Below are 20,770 nucleotides of genomic sequence, written 5' to 3' on the forward strand. Positions count from 1 at the left end.
TGTAAATCGATATTTATGAATCTCTATTGCCGTAATTTATTTAGTCGGGAGGGGGTATGAAGAACTCTTATATTTTTACGGCGTTCCGTAATTATAGTATTCGGCCCGACATTCTCGAAAATTGGGATACCCTCTGCTCCATCACCGAGGCGGTGGATCGCCGCAGGCAACACAACATCGAACTGCGGAACGCGCGTCGCCAGACGTTACCAGAAATTTGGCAAACCGTCGCGATCGGCGGGTTCGCTAGCACCGCTAACGCGACGCAGACTTGATGCGCACCGCCATCATTCCTGCACCGTCGCTGTCGACGCCCGCTAGCGGCGTTACGGTTGCACAGACCATCCTCGAGCGGTTGAGGATCCTGGCGGAAGAGCGGCCGGATACGCGCGCCTTCGTCCATTTGCAGGATGGTCAGGTGGCTGGCGCGCTGTCCTATGGAGCGCTCCGCTCGCGTGCTGGGTCCATCGGTGCCGGTCTCCAGTCGATTGGCGTACGGCACGGCGAGCGGGTTGTTCTGCTCTTTCCCTCCAGCCTAGATTTCATCGCCAGCTTTCTGGCTTGCCAGTGGATAGGCGCGATCCCGGTTCCCGCTTATCCGCCGCAACGCGATGCTTTGACCGCTCGGCGCATCATCACGCATTGCGAGGCGTCGTGGGTGCTGGCCAGCACGGCGGTGCACCACCGAATCGTCTCCAAATTCGGGGGACTTTCGCTATCGCCAGACCGGCTCGTCGCCGTCGATACAGAGTTCGGCGCCGATGTCGGGGAATGGGTCGCGACGCCACACGAAATCGCGCTGCTGCAATATACGTCGGGATCGACCAGCGCGCCAAAGGGCGTGGTCCTGACCCATGCGAACCTGCTGGCCAATGTCGCGGCCATCACCAGCCATATGGGTGCAACTTCCGGCGAAACAGCCGTCAGCTGGCTGCCCATGTACCATGACATGGGTTTGATCGGCATGGTGTTGGGATCGCTGTATTCCGGCGTTACCCTATATTTCATGGCGCCAACCGAGTTCGTGCGCAATCCGGCCCGTTGGCTTCAGGCCATCGTCGAAACGAAAGCGCGCTATAGCGGTGGGCCGAATTTCGCCTATCAACATTGCGTTGACCGAATTGGCCCAGCCGTGATCGCCGATCTCGACCTGTCGGGATGGCGCGTCGCGACCAACGGGGCGGAGCCGGTCAGGAGCGCGGTCCTCGAAGCCTTTTGCGAGAAATTCGCGGAGTGCGGGTTCAGCCGCAAGGCGTTCCTCCCCTGTTACGGCCTCGCCGAAAGCGCGTTGATGGTAACGGGTGTGCCGGTGCAAGATCAGGCAGCCGTCCGTTACGTCGACAAGACCGGCCTCAAACACGGGCGCGTGGTGTTTAGGACGCGCAGCGCCGCTGGAATTCAGCCCTTTGTGAGCTGTGGCAGCGTTATTTCGGGCCATGATCTGGTGATTGCCGATCCGGCGACGGAAGAGCGATTGCCGCAGAACCGCTGCGGGGAAATCTGGGTGTCGGGACCGAGCGTCACACCGGGCTATTGGGTCGCGAATGCCGCCGACGCGCCCGACCAGCCCCAGCCGTTCGCCATGCTGAACAACCACGACGGCGAACCCAAGCGCTATCTGCGGACCGGAGACCTCGGCTTCGTCTCGGATGGGCAGTTGTTCGTCACCGGGCGGATCAAGGACCTGATCATCGTGCGCGGGCTCAATTATCATCCGCAGGATCTGGAAGAAGCCGCGTGGCGCTCGCATCCCGCGATCGAGCCAAGCGGTGTCATCGCCTTCCAAGCTGAGCCGTCCAACCCGCTGGATATCATTCTTATTGCCGAGATCCGGCGCGAAATGCTGAACAAAATAGACTCGGCAGACATTGTCGCGGCGATGCGCAGCGCGCTTTCATCGGAATTCCAGCTTGCCGGTATTGCGGTCGGACTGGTCCGGCCCCGCGCGCTGCCCCGGACAAGCAGCGGCAAGGTTCAACGGTCCCGCGCAAGTGACATGCACGCCGACGGGGAATTCGATTGCCTGACCTTTGATGACCGTTTGGCACTCCCTCGTACGACGACCGAACTTCTGGCGGCAGATGCAGACGCGGCGATACACCCCCGGTCAGAGACCGAGGCGTGGCTGCTCGAATTGGTGGCGCGCAATCTCAAGATCGACCGGGATCTGGTGCGATGCGACACGCCGATTATCGACCTGGGGATCGATTCGCTTTCGCAACTGCAACTGACCCACGAAATCAGCGCAAAATTCGGGGTCGAAATTGAGGTCGAGCATTATTTCGACGGCGTCTCCATCCGGGGCGTCGGACAGTTGATCGAAAACGCGTGAGCAGCGGCGCGACCATGCGGTTCAGCCTCATGTTCTTCGCCAGCGATGGCGTCAAAAGTCCCGACGGGATTTACAGCTTTCTGATGGACGCCTGCCGCCTGGCCGATCAGCAAGGGCTCTTGGCCGTCTGGCTGCCGGAACGCCATTTCCACCGCTTTGGCGGCGCTTTCCCGAACCCGGCGGTGGTCGGCGCGGCAGTGGCCGCGGTCACCAGCCGGCTGCGCATTCGTGCGGGCAGCGTCATTCTGCCGCTCAACGATCCGATCCGGATCGCCGAGGAATGGGCGGTTGTCGACAATCTGTCCGACGGGCGAGTCGATCTCGGGTTCGGCCAGGGCTGGAACCCGAACGATTTCGTTTTGATGCCAGACGCCTTTGCCGGCCGCCTGGCAAATTTGCACGACGGGATCGAAACCGTTTCGTCGCTTTGGGCGGGAACCCCGCAAACGCGCCGCAACGGTATCGGTGGGGTGGCCGACGTCCGAACTTTTCCCAGGCCGGTACAGGATGGTTTCGGGCTCTGGCTGACATGCTCCGGGTCGATCGACCGCTTTCGACAAGCCGGCGAGATGGGCGCCAACGTCCTGACCGCGCTGCTGTTTCAGACCATAGCCGAGCTGGCCGAAAAAATCACCTGCTACCGCGAGGCACGCGAGAAAGCCGGGCATGACGGGCGTGGGCAGGTCACGCTGATGTTGCATACCTATGTCGGCGAGAGCCGGGAGGGTGTGCGTCGCGCCGTCCGTCAGCCGCTGCTCGGGTATCTGCGCGACTCGACCGATTTGTGGAAACAGCAATTTCCGGCATTTGACGAACTGAGCGATGCCGATCGCGACCGAGTCATCGAATTCGCCTTCGAACGCTATGTGCGGACGCACTCGCTGTGTGGAACTCCGCAGGAGTGCGCCGACCGCGCCGACGCGCTCCGCGCGATCGGCGTGACGGAGATTGCATGTCTGGTGGATTTTGGCGTGGCGACCGACGCAGCCTTAGCCGGGATCAGCCGCATCGCCGCCGTGCAGAACCACCTCCTGGATCAAGCAGATACGTCCCCACCCGAGGAGGTTCTTTCATGCTGAAGCCGCCCACCCGACCTAAGGCGCATATCGTCGCGTCCGCCAGTTCTCTCCCAGCGACCTATTACACTCAGGCGGAACTCGCCGAGACGATTGTGGCGTTCCTCGACAAGCACAATCTCGATTTCTCACGGCAGCTTGTCGCAAGTCTTTTTGCCAACGTGCGCGTCGACGGACGGCATTTTGAATTCAGCGTCAGCAATTTCTGCGCGCCGCCGACCATCGCGCATTCGGCCGCTAGCGCAGTCGAGGCGTGCGTGGCCCATTCCGAGACGAACGTCCGAACATTGCTCGCCGATACCGGACTTTGCCCGCGCGACATTTCGCTGATCGCTTCCGTCACCCTGACGCCCGCCGTCCCCAGCATTGAAGCCCGGCTGATGAACCGGATCGATTTCGGAAGAAGCACGCGGCGGATGCCGCTAGCCGGCCTTGGGTGCATGGCGGGAGTTGCCGGCATCAATCGCGTGGCAGACTATCTCGCGGGTCATCCCGACGAGGCGGCGATCCTGATATCTTGCGAACTGTCGTCCGGCCTCTGGCAGGGTTCGGTTCAAGCGGATCTTCAAAAGATGATTACGCGCCTCGAAGGCGAGCCTCAGCTCTATGGCGAAATCGTCATGGCGATTGTCACGGCGGCGCTGTTTGGTGACGGGTCGGGTGCAGTGATGCTGGTGGGAGATGAACATCCACTGGCCGACCGGGCCGTGCTGTCCGTCATCGACAATCGCTCAAACTGGGTGCCGGATACGGCGCACATCATGGGGCTGGACTATATCGACGAAGGCATGCGCAACATCCTGCGGCCCGAGGTCAAGACCTTTGTCGGGGAGGCGTTGGCCGATGTCATCCTGCCGATGCTGGCTGAATCGAATCTGGCCGTCGCAGATATCGACCATTGGACGCTTCACCCCGGCGGTCCCAAAATCATGGACGCCGCAGAACACGCGTTCAAGCTGTCGGAAGCGATGATGCGCCCGAGCCGCGATATCCTTCGGGACTTGGGCAACATCTCTTCGGCCACCGTATTGGTCATGCTGGATCGCATCATGCGCGGCGGCGACCGACCCACGAACCGCAACGGGCTGCTCGTCGCAATGGGTCCAGGATTCTCGCAAGAAGCCACGCTAGTCCACTGGCACTGACCGCCATGGCGCCGCTTGCCCTGTTCGACGTCGTGGTTGCAGTGACGGCGGCCCAGCTCATCGGGTTGGCTTTGTATAGCCGACATAATGTCGTGCGTCGGCTGGCGCACGGCGCGGTCAATGTCGATGCCAGCGGGATCGGCCGGGCCAACATTGCGCTCAGGTGCGGCTGGATCGTCGCGATGCTCGCGGAAGTGCACTGGCTGAACCGCGCCTTTGATCGCTCGATCGACCGTGTGGCGATCTGCATGGCCTTGATCGCGCTCGGCCTGCGCGTTTTGGCGATGGTCCGCCTCGGGTCGCGCTGGACGTTGCCGACGATCGTGAAGCCAGGCGAGGCAGCGGAGACCGGCGGCATCTATGCGGTGGTGCGCCATCCCAACTGGCTCGGCGTGATGATCGAGATTGCGGCCGTCCCGATGATCCATGGCGCGTGGATGACGGCGCTGGCGTTTGGCGTGCTGGAGGCAATCCTCCTTTCTGGACGGCGCGCGGTCGAAGAATCGGCGCTCGCCGGCGCGCGGGTCGCGCGCGCCGACCTCCACAGTCCCGAGACCGAGCGACATGTGGCTATCGTCGGTGCGGGTGCCGCCGGACTGGCCGCCGCCAAGGCGCTGCTGGATGCCGATGTGGCGATCACCGTATTCGAACGGCGGCCGGATATTGGCGGATTGTGGCGCGCCGACAGTGGCAGCGGCGTCGCGCGCAACACGCACCTTGTTTCGCCCAAATCGGCACAGGCTTTTTCGGATCGGCCGATGCCCGACGCCTTTCCGACCTATCCGCGCCACGATCTCGTACTGTCCTATCTGCAAGACTATGCGGAATCGTGCGGCTTGCGCGATCATGTCCAGTGCGGACGCGCGCTTGAAAGCGCACGCCGCGACGCGGGCGGCTGGCAACTGCATTTTACCGACGGCACGCAAGACCGGTTCAGCCATTTGATCGTCGCCAGCGGCCACCACGACACCCCGCGGATGCCGGATCTTAAAGGCCCGTTCGCCGGGCGAATTCTCCATTCGAAAGACTATACCGGCCCCGAGACGGTCGCCGGGAAGCGCGTGCTCGTGATCGGTGCGGGCCAGTCCGCCATGGATGTGCTGTGCGACGCTGCGGCGGTCGCGAAAGCCGTCTACCATAGCACGCGCCGCGGCTTCATTTGCACACCCCGGTTTTTCATGGGTCACCCTACCGAAGCGATGATGGAATCGCCGCCGCCATTGATCGGTGCGCTGCTGGCGCGCTTACCATTGACCAGCATGTTTCGAATGATCGCGCTGATGTCCGAAACGGTGCTTCGCGTTTCCGGCGCGACAAATGCCAGTTTAGGGATCCCACCGTACACAATAGATGACAGCCCGCCACCGCCCACCATGGATCAGCGAGTCTATACCTTCTACGCGATCGGCGACATCATCCATCGCGGGCCGGTGGCGGCGCTTGATGACGGACACGTCACCTTTGCAGATGGAAACCGCGATGCCATCGACTTGATCGTGTGCAGTACCGGGTATCGCGCCGATTTCCCTTTCCTCGATCCCAAGCATCAGCCGACTGACCCGGAGCGTAAAAGCGCGCTGCGGCGGCAGATCTTCCATCGAGATGAACCGACGCTCTTCTTCGTTGGATTGATCCATCCCATCGGCGCGCACTGGCGCGTCTTCGAGTGGCAGGCGCAGTTGATTGCGACATACCTGACCGCCAGCAAGGCACGCCGCACAGCGTTCGATCTCCTGTCCAAGGGTGGCTATCGTCTCGACCGTGACTCCAGCAGCAAGGATGTGTTGATGGTTAACAAACTGGCTTATCGCCGCGTTTTGAAAGCCGAACGGCGGGGGTTGGTCCATGACTGACCCGAACGCGGACCAAAGCGCGCACCGGCCGATTATCGACCGCAACCGCTGCGAAGGCAAAGCCGCCTGCGTGCCTGCATGCCCGTGGGACGCGCTTGTGGTGGCGCCGCTGCCCAAGGTCGCACGGCAAGGGCTTTCGCTGCGGGGAATCCTAAAGGGCTATGCCCATGGCTGGCAACAGGCCGTGCTGGTCGATCCGTCCGCCTGCCGCGGCTGCCGCATGTGCGAAGCCGTCTGCCCGGAACAGGCGATCTATTTCTTGTCCGATGGAGGGCGGTAACGATGCCATCGAACACTGACGGCGGACAGCGCCGCATCTCGCAATATTTCTTCTGCTTGGCAGCACTGTGCGGCCTGGGCGGCATGGGCGTCGGCGCGCTGATGGGCCTGAGGGATGACTATACCCTGATCGCCGCACACGCGCATCTTAACTTGCTCGGCTGGGTCACGCTCGCCTTGATGGGGGGCTATTACCGCCATTCGCCAGCCCGGCCGCGCTGGTCGTTCCTCAATCTCCTGATGTCGGGTTGCGGCGGGCTGGTGCTACCCCTCGCCCACGCTCTGCGTGCGCTGGGTTCGGACTTGGATTGGGTCTTCAAGCTGGGGGCGATTGCCGCGCTTGCCGGCATGGCCCTGTTTCTGGGTGCGGTGATCCTCGACACGCGCGGCAAGCCGGACTTGCTCCACCGGCAGCGCAACACTCGCCCTGAGACTAGGAAAGAGTCATGAAGATGAAAACCTTTGCTTTGCTCGCTGTCGCAGCCGCCACCGCAACCGCCCCGTCTACAGGTGCAGCGCAGGAGCCCGCGCGTTCCAGCATCGTCGTGACGATATCAAACCTGAAAACCGGAACCGGCCAGATGCACTGCACGCTGTTCCGCTCGGCCCAGGGCTTTCCCCGCCAGCCCGAACTGGCAGCCAAGCGGATCATCGGAACACTATCGGGCAGAACGGCAACCTGCGTCTTTCAAGGCGTCGAAACCGGCCCGGCCGCGATCACCGCCTTTCATGATGAAAACAGCAACCAGAAGCTCGATATGACGCTTGGCGTCCTGCCCAAGGAAGGGCTTGGCTGGAGCAACAATCCCAAAGTCTGGATGAAACCTCCCGACTTCGCGCAAGCGCGTTTCATGGTTGGCAATGACCCGACCTATATTCAAATTCGTCTCAATCAGAGATAGACTGATCGGATAAAACCGTCGTATCTTTCGCAAGATTTGCGGCCCCGAGTGTCAGTTCATAAATATGGATCTAGTTTTTAGCATATTACTGATTCTGATCGATTATTTGTTCCTATCGCCCACTTGCGGCAAAGGAGACGATTGATTTTTTGTCTGACGACGAACCGCGCGGGACTGCATCGGGCACATGGGGCTTACACGCGAAGGTTTTTCAGCCTTGTCCTGTGTGCCGTGGTGAGTGCGTGTGGGACTCGAGCCGTCGAAAACGATGTCCCGCAGGTCCCGCAGGTGCGGATTGCACAAATCGGTGGCACCGCGATTGCGCCGACCGTTGCCGGGGTCGGCACAGTGGCACTCCGCCGCGAGACCTCGCTCGGCTTCACCAGCGCGGGCCGGATCGCGCGGCTCGGCGTCAATGAAGGCGACACCGTTCGGCGCGGGCAGATCCTCGCCGCGCTCGATACCACGACGGTCGCCGCCGATCTGACACGCGCGACCGCCGAGCGCGAGCGCGCGCGCGCGCGCGGAATATGCGCGGAGCGACGGATTGATGCAGCAAGGCTGGATCACGCGGCCACGCCTCGAAAGCGCGCGCGCCGCGCTGCTCGCGGCCGAGGCGCAAGTCCGTGCGGCGGGGTTCCAGCGCGCGAATGCGACGATCGCCGCGCCCGGCCCCGGCACCGTGCTCGCGCGGCTCGCCGAGCCGGGGCAAGTCGTTGCCGCGGGCACGCCAGTGCTGGTGATCGGCGAGGAAGCGAGCGGCTATGTGCTGCGTTTGCCGGTGTCGGACCGGGATGCCGCGCGTCTCACGCTCGGCGCGGCGGCGCAAACCACGCTTGCCGCGCTCGACGATGCTGTGATCGTCGGGCGGGTGATCGAGATAGCGGGGCGCGCCGATCGGGCGACCGGCACCTTCGCGGTCGAGATCGCACTGCCCGACGACAAGCGCTTGCGGTCGGGCCAGATCGGCAATGCCAGGATCACCGCAAACGGCGTCGGTGCGACCACGCTCGCGGTGCCGCCGAGCGCGGTGTTCGGCCCGCGCGCGGGCGAGGCGCTGGTCTATGTCGTCGATCTCGCCACGTCGCGGGTGCATTTGCGCAAGATCCACATTGGCGAGGCGAATGACGCGGGCATTGGCGTGACCGGCGGCATCAAGCCCGGCGAATGGGTCGCGCTGTCGCGCGTCGACCGGCTGACCGACGGCATGAAGGTCGCGCCGCTCGGCCCCGCCCGATGAACCTGACTGCCTTTGCGGTGCGGCGCTGGCAGGTGACGTTGGTCGCCTTCGTGCTGCTCGCATTGCTGGGCGTATCGGCGTTCCTCGCAATACCGCGCTCGGTCGATCCGCATTTTCCGATCCCGACCGTGGTGGTGACGGTCATCCTCCCCGGGGCCGACGCCGCCGATATGGAGGAGACCATCGCCAAGCCGCTCGAGGACGTGCTGCAGGGCCTCGACAAGATCGACGAGATTCGCTCGACCAGCACTGATGGCACGGCGGTCATCTCGGTCAATTTCGAACATGGCACCGACGCCGAACAATCGCTCGACCGCGTCGTGCGCGAAGTGCAATCGGTGCGCGACCGCTTGCCACAGGGGATTCAACGCATCGCCTTCCGCCGCCCGCGTACGACCGAGGCGGGGGTGTTGCAGCTCGCCTTGGTCAGCGACACCGCGAGCTGGCGCCGCATGGCGAAGTTCGCCGAGGACATGCGCGACCGGCTGAACGTCGTTCGCGGCGTGCGCTCGACCAGCATCGACGGCGCGGCCAGCCCCGAGGTGCGCGTCGCGATCGATGCGGGGCGGCTGGCCGAGGCCCGCATCGCTGCCTCCGCTGTTGCCACCGCGATCCAGCAGGGCGGGGTCGATTTGCCAGCCGGCACGCTGAACTCTGCAGGTCGGCGCTACAATCTCGATGCGGGCGGCGCCTACCGTGATGTCGAGGCGATCCGCGCGGTCCCGGTACGCGCGGGTGATGGTCGGCTGGTGCGCGTCGGCGACATCGCGACCGTCGATTGGAGCGAGGCCGAGCAGACGCATATCGCGCGCTTCAACGGACACCGCGCCTTGTTCGTGACCGTGCGGCAGAAGGATGAGGCCGATGCGGGGACGTTGCGCAACGATCTCGTTGCGGCGATCGGGAGAGTCCGCACGCAATTGCCGCCCGATCTGAAGCTCGAGATCGGCTTCGACCAAAGCAACGACATCCAGCGCAAACTGGCACAACTCGCGCGCGATTTCGCGATCGCGCTGGCGCTGGTGCTGGTGACGATCCTGCCGCTCGGATTCCGCCCGTCGCTGATCGTCGCGATCTCGATACCCTTGAGCCTGGCGATGGGCGTCCTGCTGCTCGCCTTGCTCGGCTATTCGCTCAACCAGATCAGCATTTCAGGGTTCATCATCTCGCTCGGACTGCTGGTCGACGATTCGATCGTGGTGACCGAGAATATCGAGCGCCATCTGCGCGACGGCGACACGCCAACCGATGCCGCGATCAACGGCACCAACGAAATCACGGCGGCAGTGATGGGCGCGACCGGCGTGCTGCTCTTCGCCTTCCTGCCCCTGACCTTCCTGCCCGAGGGGGCCGGCGATTTCGTGCGCGGGTTGCCGATGGCGGTGCTCGTCACGGTGGCGAGTTCGCTGCTCGTGTCGCTGACGATCATCCCATTCGTCGCGAGCAAGCTGCTGCGCCCGCACGCCGGCGCGGGCAATGCGCTCCTGCGCTGGATCATGGCGGGGATCCACCGCATTTACGCGCCGATCCTCCACCGTGCGCTCGATCGGCCGCGCACGTGGTTCTGGGCGGCGATGGCGGTGTGTGTCGGTGCGTTCGCGCTCGTCCCGGTGCTGGGCTTCAGCCTGTTTCCCGCCGCCGAGACGCCGTATTTCATCGTTCGCGTCGAAACGCCCGAGGGCAGCACGATCACCGCGACCAACCGCGCCGTGGCGCAGGTCGCGGCGATCCTCCGGCGCGAGCGGGTGGTGGCCAACGTCATGGAAAATGCCGGGCGCGGCAATCCGCAAATCTTCTACAACATCTTCCCGCGCGAGGAGCGTGCGCGCTACGGCGATATCTTCGTGACGATGCAGGATTGGGACGTGCGCGAAAGCCCCAAGCTGTTGAAACGCCTGCGGACCACACTCGCCGCCTATCCCGATGCGCGCGTGACCTTGGTCAATTTCGAAAATGGCCCGCCGGTCGAAGCCCCCGTCGCGGTGCGGATCAGCGGACCCGATCTCGCGGTGCTGAAAACGCTGTCAGACCGGGTCGGTGCGGCGCTGACACAAATTCGGGGCTTGCGGGATATCGACAATCCCTTTGCGTTCGACCGGGTCGACATGGATCTCGGGCTCGATGCCGCGAAGGCCAGTCTGCTCGGCGTTGCGCCGGGAGAAGCGCGGCGTGCGGTTCGGCTCGCGATCAGCGGCGAGCAAGCGAGCCGGTTGCGCGACAATGAAGGCGATACCTGGCCCGTCACCGTCCGCCTCCCGATGGCGACGAACCAGCCGGTCTCGGCGCTTTCGAGCATCTATGTGCCGACACTCGCCGGCGGCAGCATCCCCTTGCTCGAAATCGCATCCCCCAAGCTGAAGAGCGTGCCGCCGCTGATCACGCGCTACAAATTGCAGCGCACCGTCACGATCACCGCGTACAACCAGCCAGGCGTGTTGACCTCCAACCTCAACACTGCGGTGACGCAACGGCTGGCAAAGATCGACCTGCCAGCCGGCTACAGCTTCGGCATCGGTGGCGAGGCGGAGGCGGCGCGGCGCAATTTCTCCGGGCTTGGGCCGATCATCCTGCTCGCGACCTTCGGGATTTTCGGCGTGCTGGTGCTCGAATTCGGGCGTTTCCGCGAGACGATGGTGGTGGCGGGGGTGATTCCGCTCGGCACCGTCGGCGGGCTGGTGGCGATGCTGTTGACGGGCAATTCGCTGTCGTTCCTCGCGATCATCGGCTTCGTCGCGTTGATCGGGATCGAGATCAAGAATTCGATCCTGCTGGTCGATTTCACCACGCAACTGCGCGCACGCGGGATGCCGCTCCGCGAAGCGATAGAGAAGGCGGGCGAGATCCGCTTCCTCCCGGTGCTGCTGACCTCGGTCACCGCCATCGGCGGCTTGCTCCCGTTGGCGCTCGGGGGATCGTCGCTGTATTCACCGCTGGCGTGGGTGATCATCGGCGGGCTGATCAGCTCGACCTTCCTCAGCCGGATCGTCACGCCGGTGATGTATCTGCTCGCCATCCGCGGCGAAGAAGCCAAACGCTTAGCAGCAGCGCCAATCGCATAGAGCGCTGAGTCATCCTAATGCAGAAGGTGACGGCACGCACCAGATTGCAATGATCCACGGCGTCGTCGATGCCGATGTCGAGCGAAGTGTTGGTCGGTACAGCGCCGGTAGGGGCGGTCAGGCTCGGCGCGAGGCGCGTGAGGTCGGTCACGGTAGCGACGTTGCGGTTGATCGGCGTGCCGTCCGAGATCGCGGTAACAGCGACCGGCACGATGTCGGTCAGCGTGCCTTCGGCGACGGGCGCTGTCGTCGCCACTTGGGGAGCGACCGCGCTGTCGCGAGTGGGGCACGGGCGCGGTTGCCGCGCGGCTCGCTGGCGCCGAAACGGAGTGGCGAGCCACTGCGCTACGCCGCCGAGCCAGACGATACCCTTGCGCAAAAATCCTCACCCTCAAAAGACACCGCGTAGCCGCAGTCTGGTCTAGCCACTTATCGGCGCATTACGGTCATTTAAAACGTGATGTGGTTAGATCACCGTCAGGTTCTGCCACAAATTACCCGGATTATCCTCATTTTGCGGCCTTCCGCGCATTTCCTTTTCGGCGAGGTAGAAAGTTGCGACTGGCACAGCACACCATCTGGTAAGACCGCATCGGCAATGATATCGATGGTCGGATAGGAGAGCGAAAACCATGAACGACCGTCTTATGCGCGGGATCGCCGCCGCAACGCTTGTCTCTGCGACCGCACTGATGATGGCGTCCGCCCCGGCCATCGCGGCGGAAGCGGCAGCGAGCGATGCCCGGGTTGCCAGCACGCTGGCGACCGGCTGGCGGTTCCACCAGGGCGATGCGCCCGAGGCGGTGACCACCCCCGGGTTCGACGATGCCGACTGGCAGTCGGTTGCAGTGCCGCACACGTGGAATCGCGTCGGCTTCTATCGCCCCGATCCGCAAAGCCACATCAACCGCGCCGATACGATCAACAAGACACAGGGGCTCGGCTGGTATCGCCAGCGCTTCGCCGTGCCCGCGGCAATGCGCGGCAAGCGCATCTGGCTCGAATTCGACGCCGCCAGCCGTACCGCGAGCGTATGGCTCAACGGCACCAAACTCGGCGACCATGCCGGCGGCTTCTCGCGCTTCCGGCTCGACGCCACCGACGCGCTGCGCGCCTCGGGCGACAACGTGCTCGTGGTGCGGACCGACAATAGCGCGCCCGGCGGCAAGGACGCGACGACCGCCGACATCCTGCCGCTGACCGGCGACTTCTTCGTCCACGGTGGCCTTTATCGCCCGGTGCGGCTGATTGCGGTCGATCCGATCCATATCGACTTGGCCGATTTCGGCGGCTCGGGCGTGTCCGCGGCCACCACCGCCGCCACGGCGGCCACCGCGCAGGTCAATGTGCGGACGCGCATCGCAAATGCGAGCCGCCGTTCGGGCGCGGTCCGCATCACCGCCAGCCTGATCGACACGAACGGCCGCGTGGCGGCGTCGCTGCAGACGGCGCAAACGCTCGCCGCGGCGGCGACGCAGGAAGCGGCACTGAAGCTCACCGTCGCCAATCCGCATCTGTGGCAGGGCGTCGAGGATCCCTATCTCTACACGCTCGCCGTCGATGTGACGGACGCGCACGGCCGTCTGCTCGATCGCGTGCGCCAGCCGTTCGGGATCCGCACGATCCGGATCGACCCCAAGGCGGGGCTGTCCCTCAACGGCAAGCACGTCCAGCTTCGCGGCGTCGGCTATCACCAGGATCACGAGGGCAAAGGCTGGGCGATCGACGCCGCCGACGTCGCCGCCGACGTGGCGATCCTGCGCGAGATGGGGGTCAACGCGATCCGCCTGACGCATTACCAGCACGGCCAGACGATCCACGATCTCGCCGATCGCTACGGCCTGCTGTTGTGGGACGAGATTCCGCTGGTGTCCGCCTGGACTCGGCGCGGCGAGCTCGAGCCGCGCGCCGCGCTGGTCGACAATGCGCAGCAGCAGATGCGCGAGTTGATCCGCCAGAACGGCAACCATCCCTCGGTGGTCACCTGGGGCATCGCCAATGAAGTCGATTTCGGCAATTCCTTCCCGGCCTTCCTGACCGGCTTCCCCGACGGCAAGACGCCCGATCCGATGCCGTTGCTCAAGACGCTGCAGGATCTCACGCATCGCGAGGATCCGAGCCGCCCCACCGCGCTCGCCACGTGCTGTGAGGGGCGGCTGTTCGATCAGGGGGTCGCGATCCCGACCACCGCCACCGCCGCCGATCTCGGCGGCGCCAATCGCTATTTCGGCTGGTATTTCGGCGTGCCCGGCGATCTCGGCCCGCATCTCGACATGCTCCACGCCAAGCGGCCGCAGCAGCCGCTGTCGGTCACCGAATATGGCGCAGGTGGCGCGACCAGCATCCATAGCGACGATGTCCTGGGCGGCCCGATCGATTCACGCGGCGTCACGCAGCCCGAGGAATATGAGAGCTATGTCCACGAGGAGGCATGGCGCGCGCTCAAGGCGCGTCCGTATCTGTGGGGCACCTTCCTGTGGAACGCGTTCGATTTCGCGACGACGATCCGTGCCGAGGGCGACGCGCAGGACATCAACACCAAGGGGCTCGTCACCTACGACCGCGCGATCCGCAAGGACGCCTATTATTTCTACAAGGCGAATTGGAGCGCGACGCCGACGGTCCACATCACCGGCCGACGCTATTCCGATCGCGCCTATCGGGTGACCGACGTGCGCGTCTACAGCAATGCCGCGACGACCGATCTGTTGCTCAACGGGCGCTCGCTCGGGCAACGCAGCGATTGCCCCGACCGGATCTGCGTGTGGCAAAACGTCGCGCTCACGGCCGGCAACAACGCGCTCGCCGCACGGGGCGGCACCGTAGAGGATAGCCTCACCTGGACGCTGTCGCCCGACGCCGCCGCCAACGTGCGGATCGACGCCGGCGCGATCGTCGCGGCGAAGGCGACGCAGCGGTTCGGATCGGATGCCTTCTTCACCGGCGGCAAGGCCGGCACGCTGACCAAGCCGGCCGATTACGGCAAGCCCGCCGTCGCAGCCGTGATCGCCGGAGCGCAGGACGCCGCCGTCGCTGCGACCTATCGCGAGGGCCGCTTCAGCTATGCGGTCCCGCTCCCCGACGGGCAGTATCGCGTCGCGCTGACCTTCGTCGAACCGTCGCTGGCGCCCGGCGCTCGCGTGTTCGACGTCACCGCCAATGGGCGCACGATCGTCCAGGGGCTCGACATCGCGCGCACCGCCGGCGGATCGGCCAAGGCGCTGACCCGCACCGCGACCGTCACCGTCCGCGGCGGCAAGCTCGACCTGGCGTTCGTGCCGCGCACGGGCGACGCGATCGTCTCGGCAATCGAGATCCTGCGATGATCGCGTCGACCCGCCAGCGGAGGATTGCGGCATGGCATTGAGGATCGCCGGTCGCGGTTGGCGCGACGTACCGCTCCGCTGGAAGCTGATCGGGCTCGTCACGCTGGGGACGATCCTCAACTATCTCGCGCGCTCGACGCTGTCGGTCGCGGCACCGCGTCTGAAGACCGAATTCGGCATGACGACCGAGGATTACAGCTGGGTCGTGCTCGCTTTCCAGGCGAGCTACACGATCATGCAGACGGTCGCGGGCGGGGTGCTCGATGCGCTCGGCACGCGGCTCGGCTTCTTCCTCTTCGCGCTCGGCTGGGCGCTCGCCAACATGGCGCACGCGCTGGCGACCGGCTGGCCGAGCCTCGCCGTGTTCCGCGCGCTGCTCGGCGCGAGCGAAGCGGCGGCTATTCCGGCGGGCGCCAAGACCGTGTCGGAATGGTTCCCCCCGCGCGAGCGCCCGCTCGCCACCAGCGTGTTCCAGATGGGCACCAGCGTCGGCAACATGATCGCGCCGCCGCTGGTCGCTTTCTGCATCCTCGCGTGGAACTGGCAGGCGGCCTTCATCGTCACCGGCGGGCTCAGCCTGATATGGGCGTTGCTATGGTATTGGAGCTATCGCAGCCCGGCCGACCATCCGCGCCTGAGCCCGGCCGAACGCGCGGCGATCACCGCGGCGCGCGACGAGGATGTCAGCGCCAAGCCCGCGACGCGCAAGGACCTGCTGCGAAGCCGCGCCTTCTGGGGTATCGCCGTGCCGCGCTTCCTCGCGGAACCGGCGTGGCAGACCTTCAACTTCTTCATCCCGCTCTATCTCGTGTCGGTATGGCACCTCGATCTCAAGAGCATCGCACTGTGGGCGTGGATGCCCTTTCTCGCCGCCGACTTCGGCAGCCTTGCCGCGGGCGTGCTGCCGACCTGGTTGATGAAGCGCGGCGTGCCGCTGGTCGCGTCGCGCAAGGTGACGATGACGGTCGGCGCGCTGTGCATGATCGGGCCGGCGTGCATCGGCCTTGCGGGAGCCCCCGGCGTCGCGATCATCCTGTTCTGCGTCGGTGGCTTTGCGCATCAAATGCTGAGCGGCGCGCTGATCACGCTATGCGCCGACATGTTCGACAGCCGGACGGTCGGCACCGCGAGCGGGATGGCCGGTACCTCCGCGTGGATCGGCGGCATGCTGTTCACGCTGCTCATCGGGCAGAGCGCGGACGCAGTCGGCTATGACCCGCTCTTTGCCGCCTTGGCGGCGCTCGATCTTCTCGCAGCCGCTGTGCTGTGGAGCCTGTTGCGCGCCAAGCCGCGCGCACCCGTTGAAATGCAGAAAGGCTAATTCGTGTTAATGACACAGACGATGCGCTGGTTCGGTCCGAACGATCCGGTGCAGTTGCACGCCATTCGGCAAGCGGGCGCGACCGAAGTGGTGACCGCGCTCCACGAAGTGCCCAATGGCGCGGTGTGGGAGCGCGACGCGATCGCCGCGCGCAAGGCGATGGTGCGCGCCGCCGGGCTCGACTGGCGCGTGGTCGAGAGCCTGCCGGTCGACGAAGGGATCAAGACGCGCTCACCCGAGTGGGACCGCCTGATCGCGCAATATTCTCAGAGCCTGACCAACCTCGCGGCCTGCGGCATCGACGTGGTGACCTATAATTTCATGCCGCTGCTCGATTGGACGCGCACCGACCTCGGCTGGGAATTGCCCGACGGCGCGCGCGCGCTGCGTTTCGAGCTGGTCGCGCTCGCCGCCTACGATCTGTTCATCCTGCAGCGGCCGGGGGCGGCCGAGAGCTACGACGCGGCGACCTGCGCTGCGGCCGAGCAGCGCTATGCGACGATGGACGAGGCCGCGCGCCGCGAGCTCGAACGGACGATCATCGCCGGGCTGCCGGGCAGCGAGGAAGGCTTCACCTCGCCTGCCTTCCTGCGCGCAATCGAGACCTATGCCGAGATCGACGCCGCCACGCTGCGCGAGCATCATGTCGCGTTTCTGGAGGCGGTGTGTCCGACCGCGGATGCGCTGGGCATCCGCCTAGTTGTCCATCCCGATGACCCACCCTTCCCGATCTTCGGCCTGCCGCGCGTCGTCAGCACCGAAGCCGACATCGCCAACCTCTTCGCGCGCGTACCGAACCGGTCTAACGGGCTGTGCCTGTGCACGGGGTCGCTCGGGGTTCGCGCCGACAACGATTTGCCCGGAATGGTCGATCGGCTCGGCGATCGCATCGGTTTCCTGCATCTCCGCTCGGTCCAGCGCGAGCCCGACGGCGCGTTCCACGAGGCCGAGCATCTCGGCGGCGACGCCGCGATGGCAGCGATCGTCGCGGCAGTGCATCGCTTGTCGGTGCGCGAACACCGCAGCATCCCGATGCGGCCAGACCACGGTCATCAGATGCTCGATGATCTCGCGCGGATTACCAACCCGGGTTACTCGTTGCTCGGCCGCATGCGGGGCCTTGCCGAATTGCGCGGGCTCGAACGGGGTCTCGCCTACGCGGCGGGGTAGCGGGCATGCCCGAAAGCGTCATCGCCTGTTTGCAGCGTTTCCAGGTCGAGAGCGGCGAGCGGCCGCGGCACCGCTGTTTGCCGCATCCTCGTGCGCGAGCTTGCGCCACCGGGCAACGCGGGCGGGATCGAGCTCTCCCGCCGCCATCGCGGCGTTGATAGCGCATCCGGGCTCCGCGATATGCGTGCAGTTCGAGAACCGGCATTCGAGCGCCACGTTCGTGACATCGTCAAAGACCTCGGTCACTCCAGTGCTCACTTCGGACATCTGGAGCTCGCGCATGCCGGGCGTGTCCACCAGCCAGCCACCTTCGTTCGCGCCATTGGCGAGGCGATACATCTCGCGGACCGTCGTCGTGTGGCGGCCCTTGCCGTCGTCCTCACGGACCGCCTGGGTTGCGATGCTGCTCGATCCCGTCAACGTCTTTACGAGCGTGGACTTGCCGACACCCGATGATCCCACCAGCGCGACGGTCTGTCCGACGCCGCAATAGTCTGCCAGGCGAGCGACGCTCGCCGGATCTCGCCCGTCGACGAGTTCCACCTGCAATCCCGACTGGAGCGCACGCGCTGCAGCGACCAGCAGCTCAGGCGCAGGCGATAGATCAGCCTTCGTCAGGACCACGACGGGACGAACACCCACCTCGCGCGCGAGCACCAGATAGCGTTCCAACCGCGCGATGTTGAAGTCCTGCTTGCACGCCGTGACGATGAAAAGCGTGTCGACATTCGCGGCGATGAGCTGCACCCGGCGCTCATCCCCGGGGGCAGGCCGCTTGAACAGGCTCGTCCGCGCCAAGATGCGCGCGATGGTTCGGCTGTTCCGGTCGACCAGCAGCCAGTCGCCCACGGTCGGCCTGTCCTCCGCGCCCCCTGCCACGGGCAGACTGGAGGGGATCGAATCTTCGAGCCCCTCACCCGCAACGCTCACCCTTCCGCGGTGAACCGAAATCACCCGGGCAGGCTGAAAGCTGCGGCTCTCCTCGAGAGAGACCTGCTCGCTGAAGAACGCTTTCCAGCCGAGCTGCGCGAGACCGAGGTCGGACGTTTTCACCGCAGCTTCAGCCGTCCTGAGGACGTCCTCATTCATCGGCATCCGGCGTTGCCTGATCGACGGCCCGCTTGTCCGCCTTGGCTTGCGCCTTCTTCGCCGTCTCGGCCGCTTTGGTCTTTTCCCGCTCGCGGCGCTCGAAGTCGTAATTTGTCTTGCGTGGTATGTCGGTCACTCCGAAGCTCGATCGTCCGGCGTGAGCACAGCACTCGCCCCGAGACTCTTGCCTTCCGGCTACACTGATCCGGCGTTCGCGACTAGGGTCAGGACGTGCTGCCGTCACAACGCAGGATGCCGGGGACGCCCCGTAGGTCGACCGGGGTTCCCTCGGGGTGGCACGCCGCGCTCCGACGTCGCGATCACGCGCGTGCCGCACGAAGACCTCGGTCCGCGCGTCGGCAGTGACGACGTGGATGTCGAGCACCGGTACACCTTGCCGCGGCGCCGCGTTTTGGGCAGCTTCGCCGCTATGCTCAAGCCCGTCCGCGCGGTGATCCCGCTTTGCCTGCTCCTGACCGGGGCGTCCCGACCTCTGCCGGTCGATCCCGACACGCGCGCCTGGTGGGCGACGACCGCCGCGCTTTCGGGCGATGCGATGGCGGGGCGCGACACTGGCTCGGCCGCTTACGAGCGCGCCGCGACGATGGTGGCGGCGCGGTTCGCGGCCGCCGGGCTCGTACCCGCCGGCGAGAATGGCAGCTATTTCCAGCGCGTGCCGATGCAGGCGTTGTCGATCGAACAGGCGACGGTGCGCATTGATTCCCGGCCGCTGCGGTTCCTGCACGACATCATGACGAACCCTTATCCGAGCATGCCGACGCGGTTCGACGCTGCGATCGCGTATCGCGGCTATTGCGCGGCGGGTACGCTCGGCGATGTGCGCGGCAAGGTGGTGATCTGTCACGGGACCCACCGGGCCGGCCTGCCTACGGATGCCGATCGCGCCGCCACGGTGAAGACGGCGGGTGCCTTGGCGCTCGTCACCATCGCCGATCCCGGCTTCGCGGTGGAGCCGCCGCGCTGGCCGTTCGCCTATGCGCGCACGGTGTGGCTCCGCGGCAGCGCGCCCGAGGCGCCGGGGATCGCCCGTTTCATCCTCAATGCCGATGCGCTCGGCCGAATGATCGCAGGGGCCGGCCACGATGCCGCGCAGCTGATCGCGGCGGGAAGCGCGGGCGCCCCCCTGCCCGCCTTCGACACCCCCGGCCGCTTCCGCGCCGATTTCCGACTGGCGGAGCGTGCGATCAGCGCGCCCAATGTGCTTGCACGCTTGCCGGGCACCGATGCCGCGCTTGCCGCGCAGACGATCGTTCTGTCGGCGCATCTCGACGGCTACGGCCCCGGCGAACCCGTCGCCGGCGACCGCATCTACAACGGCACGCTCGACGACGCCGCCTATGTCGCGTTGCTGATCCGCTTGGCCGAGCGGCGGCACCAGTCCGGGTTTCGGCGGCCAGTGCTGTTCGCCGCTTTCACCGGCGAGGAAAAGGGCCTGCTCGGCGCGCGCTGGTTCGTCGCGCATCCGACGGTACCGATCGCGCACATCGCCGCCGATATCAACCTCGACCAATTGCGCCCGATCTTCCCGCTTCGGCTGCTGACGGTACACGCGCTCACGGACACCACGCTCGGCGACGATGCGCGCGCGGTCGCCGCCGGCCTGCAGATCGCCGTCCAGCCCGATCCGGAGCCGGAGCGCAATCTGCTGCGCCGCGCCGACCAATGGCCCTTCCTCCAGGCCGGGATTCCGGCGACCGCGTTCGTCTTCGGCTACCGCCCGGGCACAGAGAGCGAGCGCATCTACCGCCGCTGGTACAAGACCGGCTATCACAAGCCGCAGGACGATCTCGACCAGCCGATCGACTGGCAAGCGGCCGCGGACTTCAACCGGTTCTTCTACACGCTCGCGGCTCGCGTCGCGGATCAGCCGACCGCGCCGGCGTGGAAGTCCGGAAGCCCGCTTCGCGCCGCGCCGCGTTGAGCCGATCCATCGCATCGCCAGTTGGACGCACTTTGC

At 65.4% G+C, this 20,770-nt stretch carries 18 protein-coding genes; 14 read left to right on the plus strand and 4 right to left on the minus strand.

Features of this window, described 5'->3' with window-relative positions:
- Nucleotides 1-56 precede the first annotated feature (56 nt).
- Genes E2E30_RS10125 through E2E30_RS10160 form a run of 8 tightly spaced genes read left to right on the plus strand, consistent with a single transcriptional unit; the run spans nucleotide 57 to nucleotide 7,587 of the window.
- A complete protein-coding gene (locus E2E30_RS10125) occupies nucleotides 57-275 on the plus strand; it encodes a hypothetical protein (protein WP_133189464.1) in 219 nt (72 codons plus the stop codon).
- Complete coding sequence (locus E2E30_RS10130; protein WP_133189466.1) at nucleotides 275-2,332, plus strand: AMP-binding protein; 2,058 nt, start codon at nucleotides 275-277, stop codon at nucleotides 2,330-2,332. Before E2E30_RS10125 ends, E2E30_RS10130 begins: the two co-directional genes overlap by 1 nt.
- Nucleotides 2,329-3,411, plus strand: coding sequence for a MupA/Atu3671 family FMN-dependent luciferase-like monooxygenase (locus E2E30_RS10135; protein ID WP_133189468.1), 1,083 nt, complete (start codon nucleotides 2,329-2,331; stop codon nucleotides 3,409-3,411). The genes E2E30_RS10130 and E2E30_RS10135 overlap by 4 nt, the downstream gene beginning before the upstream one ends.
- Entirely contained in the window at nucleotides 3,405-4,553 is a 1,149-nt protein-coding gene (locus tag E2E30_RS10140) for a type III polyketide synthase (RefSeq protein WP_165954496.1), read from the plus strand. Before E2E30_RS10135 ends, E2E30_RS10140 begins: the two co-directional genes overlap by 7 nt.
- A 5-nt stretch (nucleotides 4,554-4,558) precedes the next feature.
- Nucleotides 4,559-6,406, plus strand: coding sequence for an NAD(P)-binding domain-containing protein (locus tag E2E30_RS10145; RefSeq protein WP_133189472.1), 1,848 nt, complete (start codon nucleotides 4,559-4,561; stop codon nucleotides 6,404-6,406).
- Complete coding sequence (locus tag E2E30_RS10150) at nucleotides 6,399-6,686, plus strand: 4Fe-4S dicluster domain-containing protein (RefSeq protein WP_133189474.1); 288 nt, start codon at nucleotides 6,399-6,401, stop codon at nucleotides 6,684-6,686. Before E2E30_RS10145 ends, E2E30_RS10150 begins: the two co-directional genes overlap by 8 nt.
- A 2-nt stretch (nucleotides 6,687-6,688) precedes the next feature.
- A complete protein-coding gene (locus tag E2E30_RS10155) occupies nucleotides 6,689-7,135 on the plus strand; it encodes a hypothetical protein (RefSeq protein WP_133189476.1) in 447 nt (148 codons plus the stop codon).
- Complete coding sequence (locus E2E30_RS10160) at nucleotides 7,132-7,587, plus strand: DUF2141 domain-containing protein (protein WP_133189478.1); 456 nt, start codon at nucleotides 7,132-7,134, stop codon at nucleotides 7,585-7,587. The genes E2E30_RS10155 and E2E30_RS10160 overlap by 4 nt, the downstream gene beginning before the upstream one ends.
- A 102-nt stretch (nucleotides 7,588-7,689) precedes the next feature.
- On the opposite strand, the gene E2E30_RS21005 is transcribed toward E2E30_RS10160, so the two are convergent.
- Nucleotides 7,690-8,157, minus strand: a complete 468-nt coding sequence (locus E2E30_RS21005) for a hypothetical protein (protein ID WP_240698906.1) — start codon at nucleotides 8,155-8,157, stop codon at nucleotides 7,690-7,692.
- Between E2E30_RS21005 and E2E30_RS10170 the strand changes: the two genes are divergently transcribed.
- Together E2E30_RS10170 and E2E30_RS10175 are read left to right on the plus strand one after the other, a co-directional pair.
- The gene (locus E2E30_RS10170) at nucleotides 8,138-8,827 is read left to right on the plus strand and encodes an efflux RND transporter periplasmic adaptor subunit (protein WP_133189480.1); all 690 of its coding nucleotides are present in this window, start codon (nucleotides 8,138-8,140) and stop codon (nucleotides 8,825-8,827) included. The two genes, E2E30_RS21005 and E2E30_RS10170, sit on opposite strands and share 20 nt — an antisense overlap.
- Nucleotides 8,824-11,886 (plus strand): efflux RND transporter permease subunit, encoded by a 3,063-nt coding sequence (locus E2E30_RS10175; protein ID WP_133189482.1) that lies wholly within the window; start codon nucleotides 8,824-8,826, stop codon nucleotides 11,884-11,886. The genes E2E30_RS10170 and E2E30_RS10175 overlap by 4 nt, the downstream gene beginning before the upstream one ends.
- Here E2E30_RS10175 and E2E30_RS10180 read toward each other — a convergent pair.
- Nucleotides 11,813-12,142 carry a hypothetical protein gene (locus E2E30_RS10180; RefSeq protein ID WP_133189484.1) on the minus strand — a complete coding sequence of 110 codons (330 nt, stop codon included), beginning with the start codon at nucleotides 12,140-12,142 and terminating at the stop codon, nucleotides 11,813-11,815. The two genes, E2E30_RS10175 and E2E30_RS10180, sit on opposite strands and share 74 nt — an antisense overlap.
- Nucleotides 12,143-12,518: 376 nt before the next feature.
- On the opposite strand from E2E30_RS10180, the gene E2E30_RS10185 reads away from it, so the two are divergent.
- From E2E30_RS10185 to uxuA, 3 genes are read left to right on the plus strand one after another with little or no spacing between them, the layout of a single operon-like run.
- On the plus strand, nucleotides 12,519-15,212 hold the full coding sequence (locus tag E2E30_RS10185) for a glycoside hydrolase family 2 TIM barrel-domain containing protein (RefSeq protein ID WP_206365554.1): 2,694 nt from the start codon (nucleotides 12,519-12,521) through the stop codon (nucleotides 15,210-15,212).
- Nucleotides 15,213-15,243: 31 nt separating this feature from the next.
- On the plus strand, nucleotides 15,244-16,533 hold the full coding sequence (locus E2E30_RS10190; protein WP_133189486.1) for an MFS transporter: 1,290 nt from the start codon (nucleotides 15,244-15,246) through the stop codon (nucleotides 16,531-16,533).
- Between the two features lie 9 nt (nucleotides 16,534-16,542).
- Entirely contained in the window at nucleotides 16,543-17,703 is a 1,161-nt protein-coding gene (gene uxuA, locus E2E30_RS10195) for a mannonate dehydratase (RefSeq protein WP_133189488.1), read from the plus strand.
- An 18-nt stretch (nucleotides 17,704-17,721) separates the two neighbouring features.
- Here uxuA and rsgA read toward each other — a convergent pair whose 3' ends face one another.
- Nucleotides 17,722-18,798 carry a ribosome small subunit-dependent GTPase A gene (gene rsgA, locus E2E30_RS10200; protein WP_335925396.1) on the minus strand — a complete coding sequence of 359 codons (1,077 nt, stop codon included), beginning with the start codon at nucleotides 18,796-18,798 and terminating at the stop codon, nucleotides 17,722-17,724.
- Nucleotides 18,785-18,928, minus strand: a complete 144-nt coding sequence (locus E2E30_RS20750; protein WP_165954417.1) for a hypothetical protein — start codon at nucleotides 18,926-18,928, stop codon at nucleotides 18,785-18,787. The genes rsgA and E2E30_RS20750 overlap by 14 nt, the downstream gene beginning before the upstream one ends.
- Before the next feature lie 192 nt (nucleotides 18,929-19,120).
- Between E2E30_RS20750 and E2E30_RS10205 the strand changes: the two genes are divergently transcribed.
- Entirely contained in the window at nucleotides 19,121-20,734 is a 1,614-nt protein-coding gene (locus tag E2E30_RS10205; protein ID WP_240698907.1) for a M28 family peptidase, read from the plus strand.
- The last annotated feature ends 36 nt before the right edge of the window (nucleotides 20,735-20,770 follow it).

It is taken from the genome of Sphingomonas sp. AAP5 (genome assembly GCF_004354345.1).
Classification (GTDB): Bacteria; Pseudomonadota; Alphaproteobacteria; order Sphingomonadales; family Sphingomonadaceae; genus Sphingomonas; species Sphingomonas glacialis.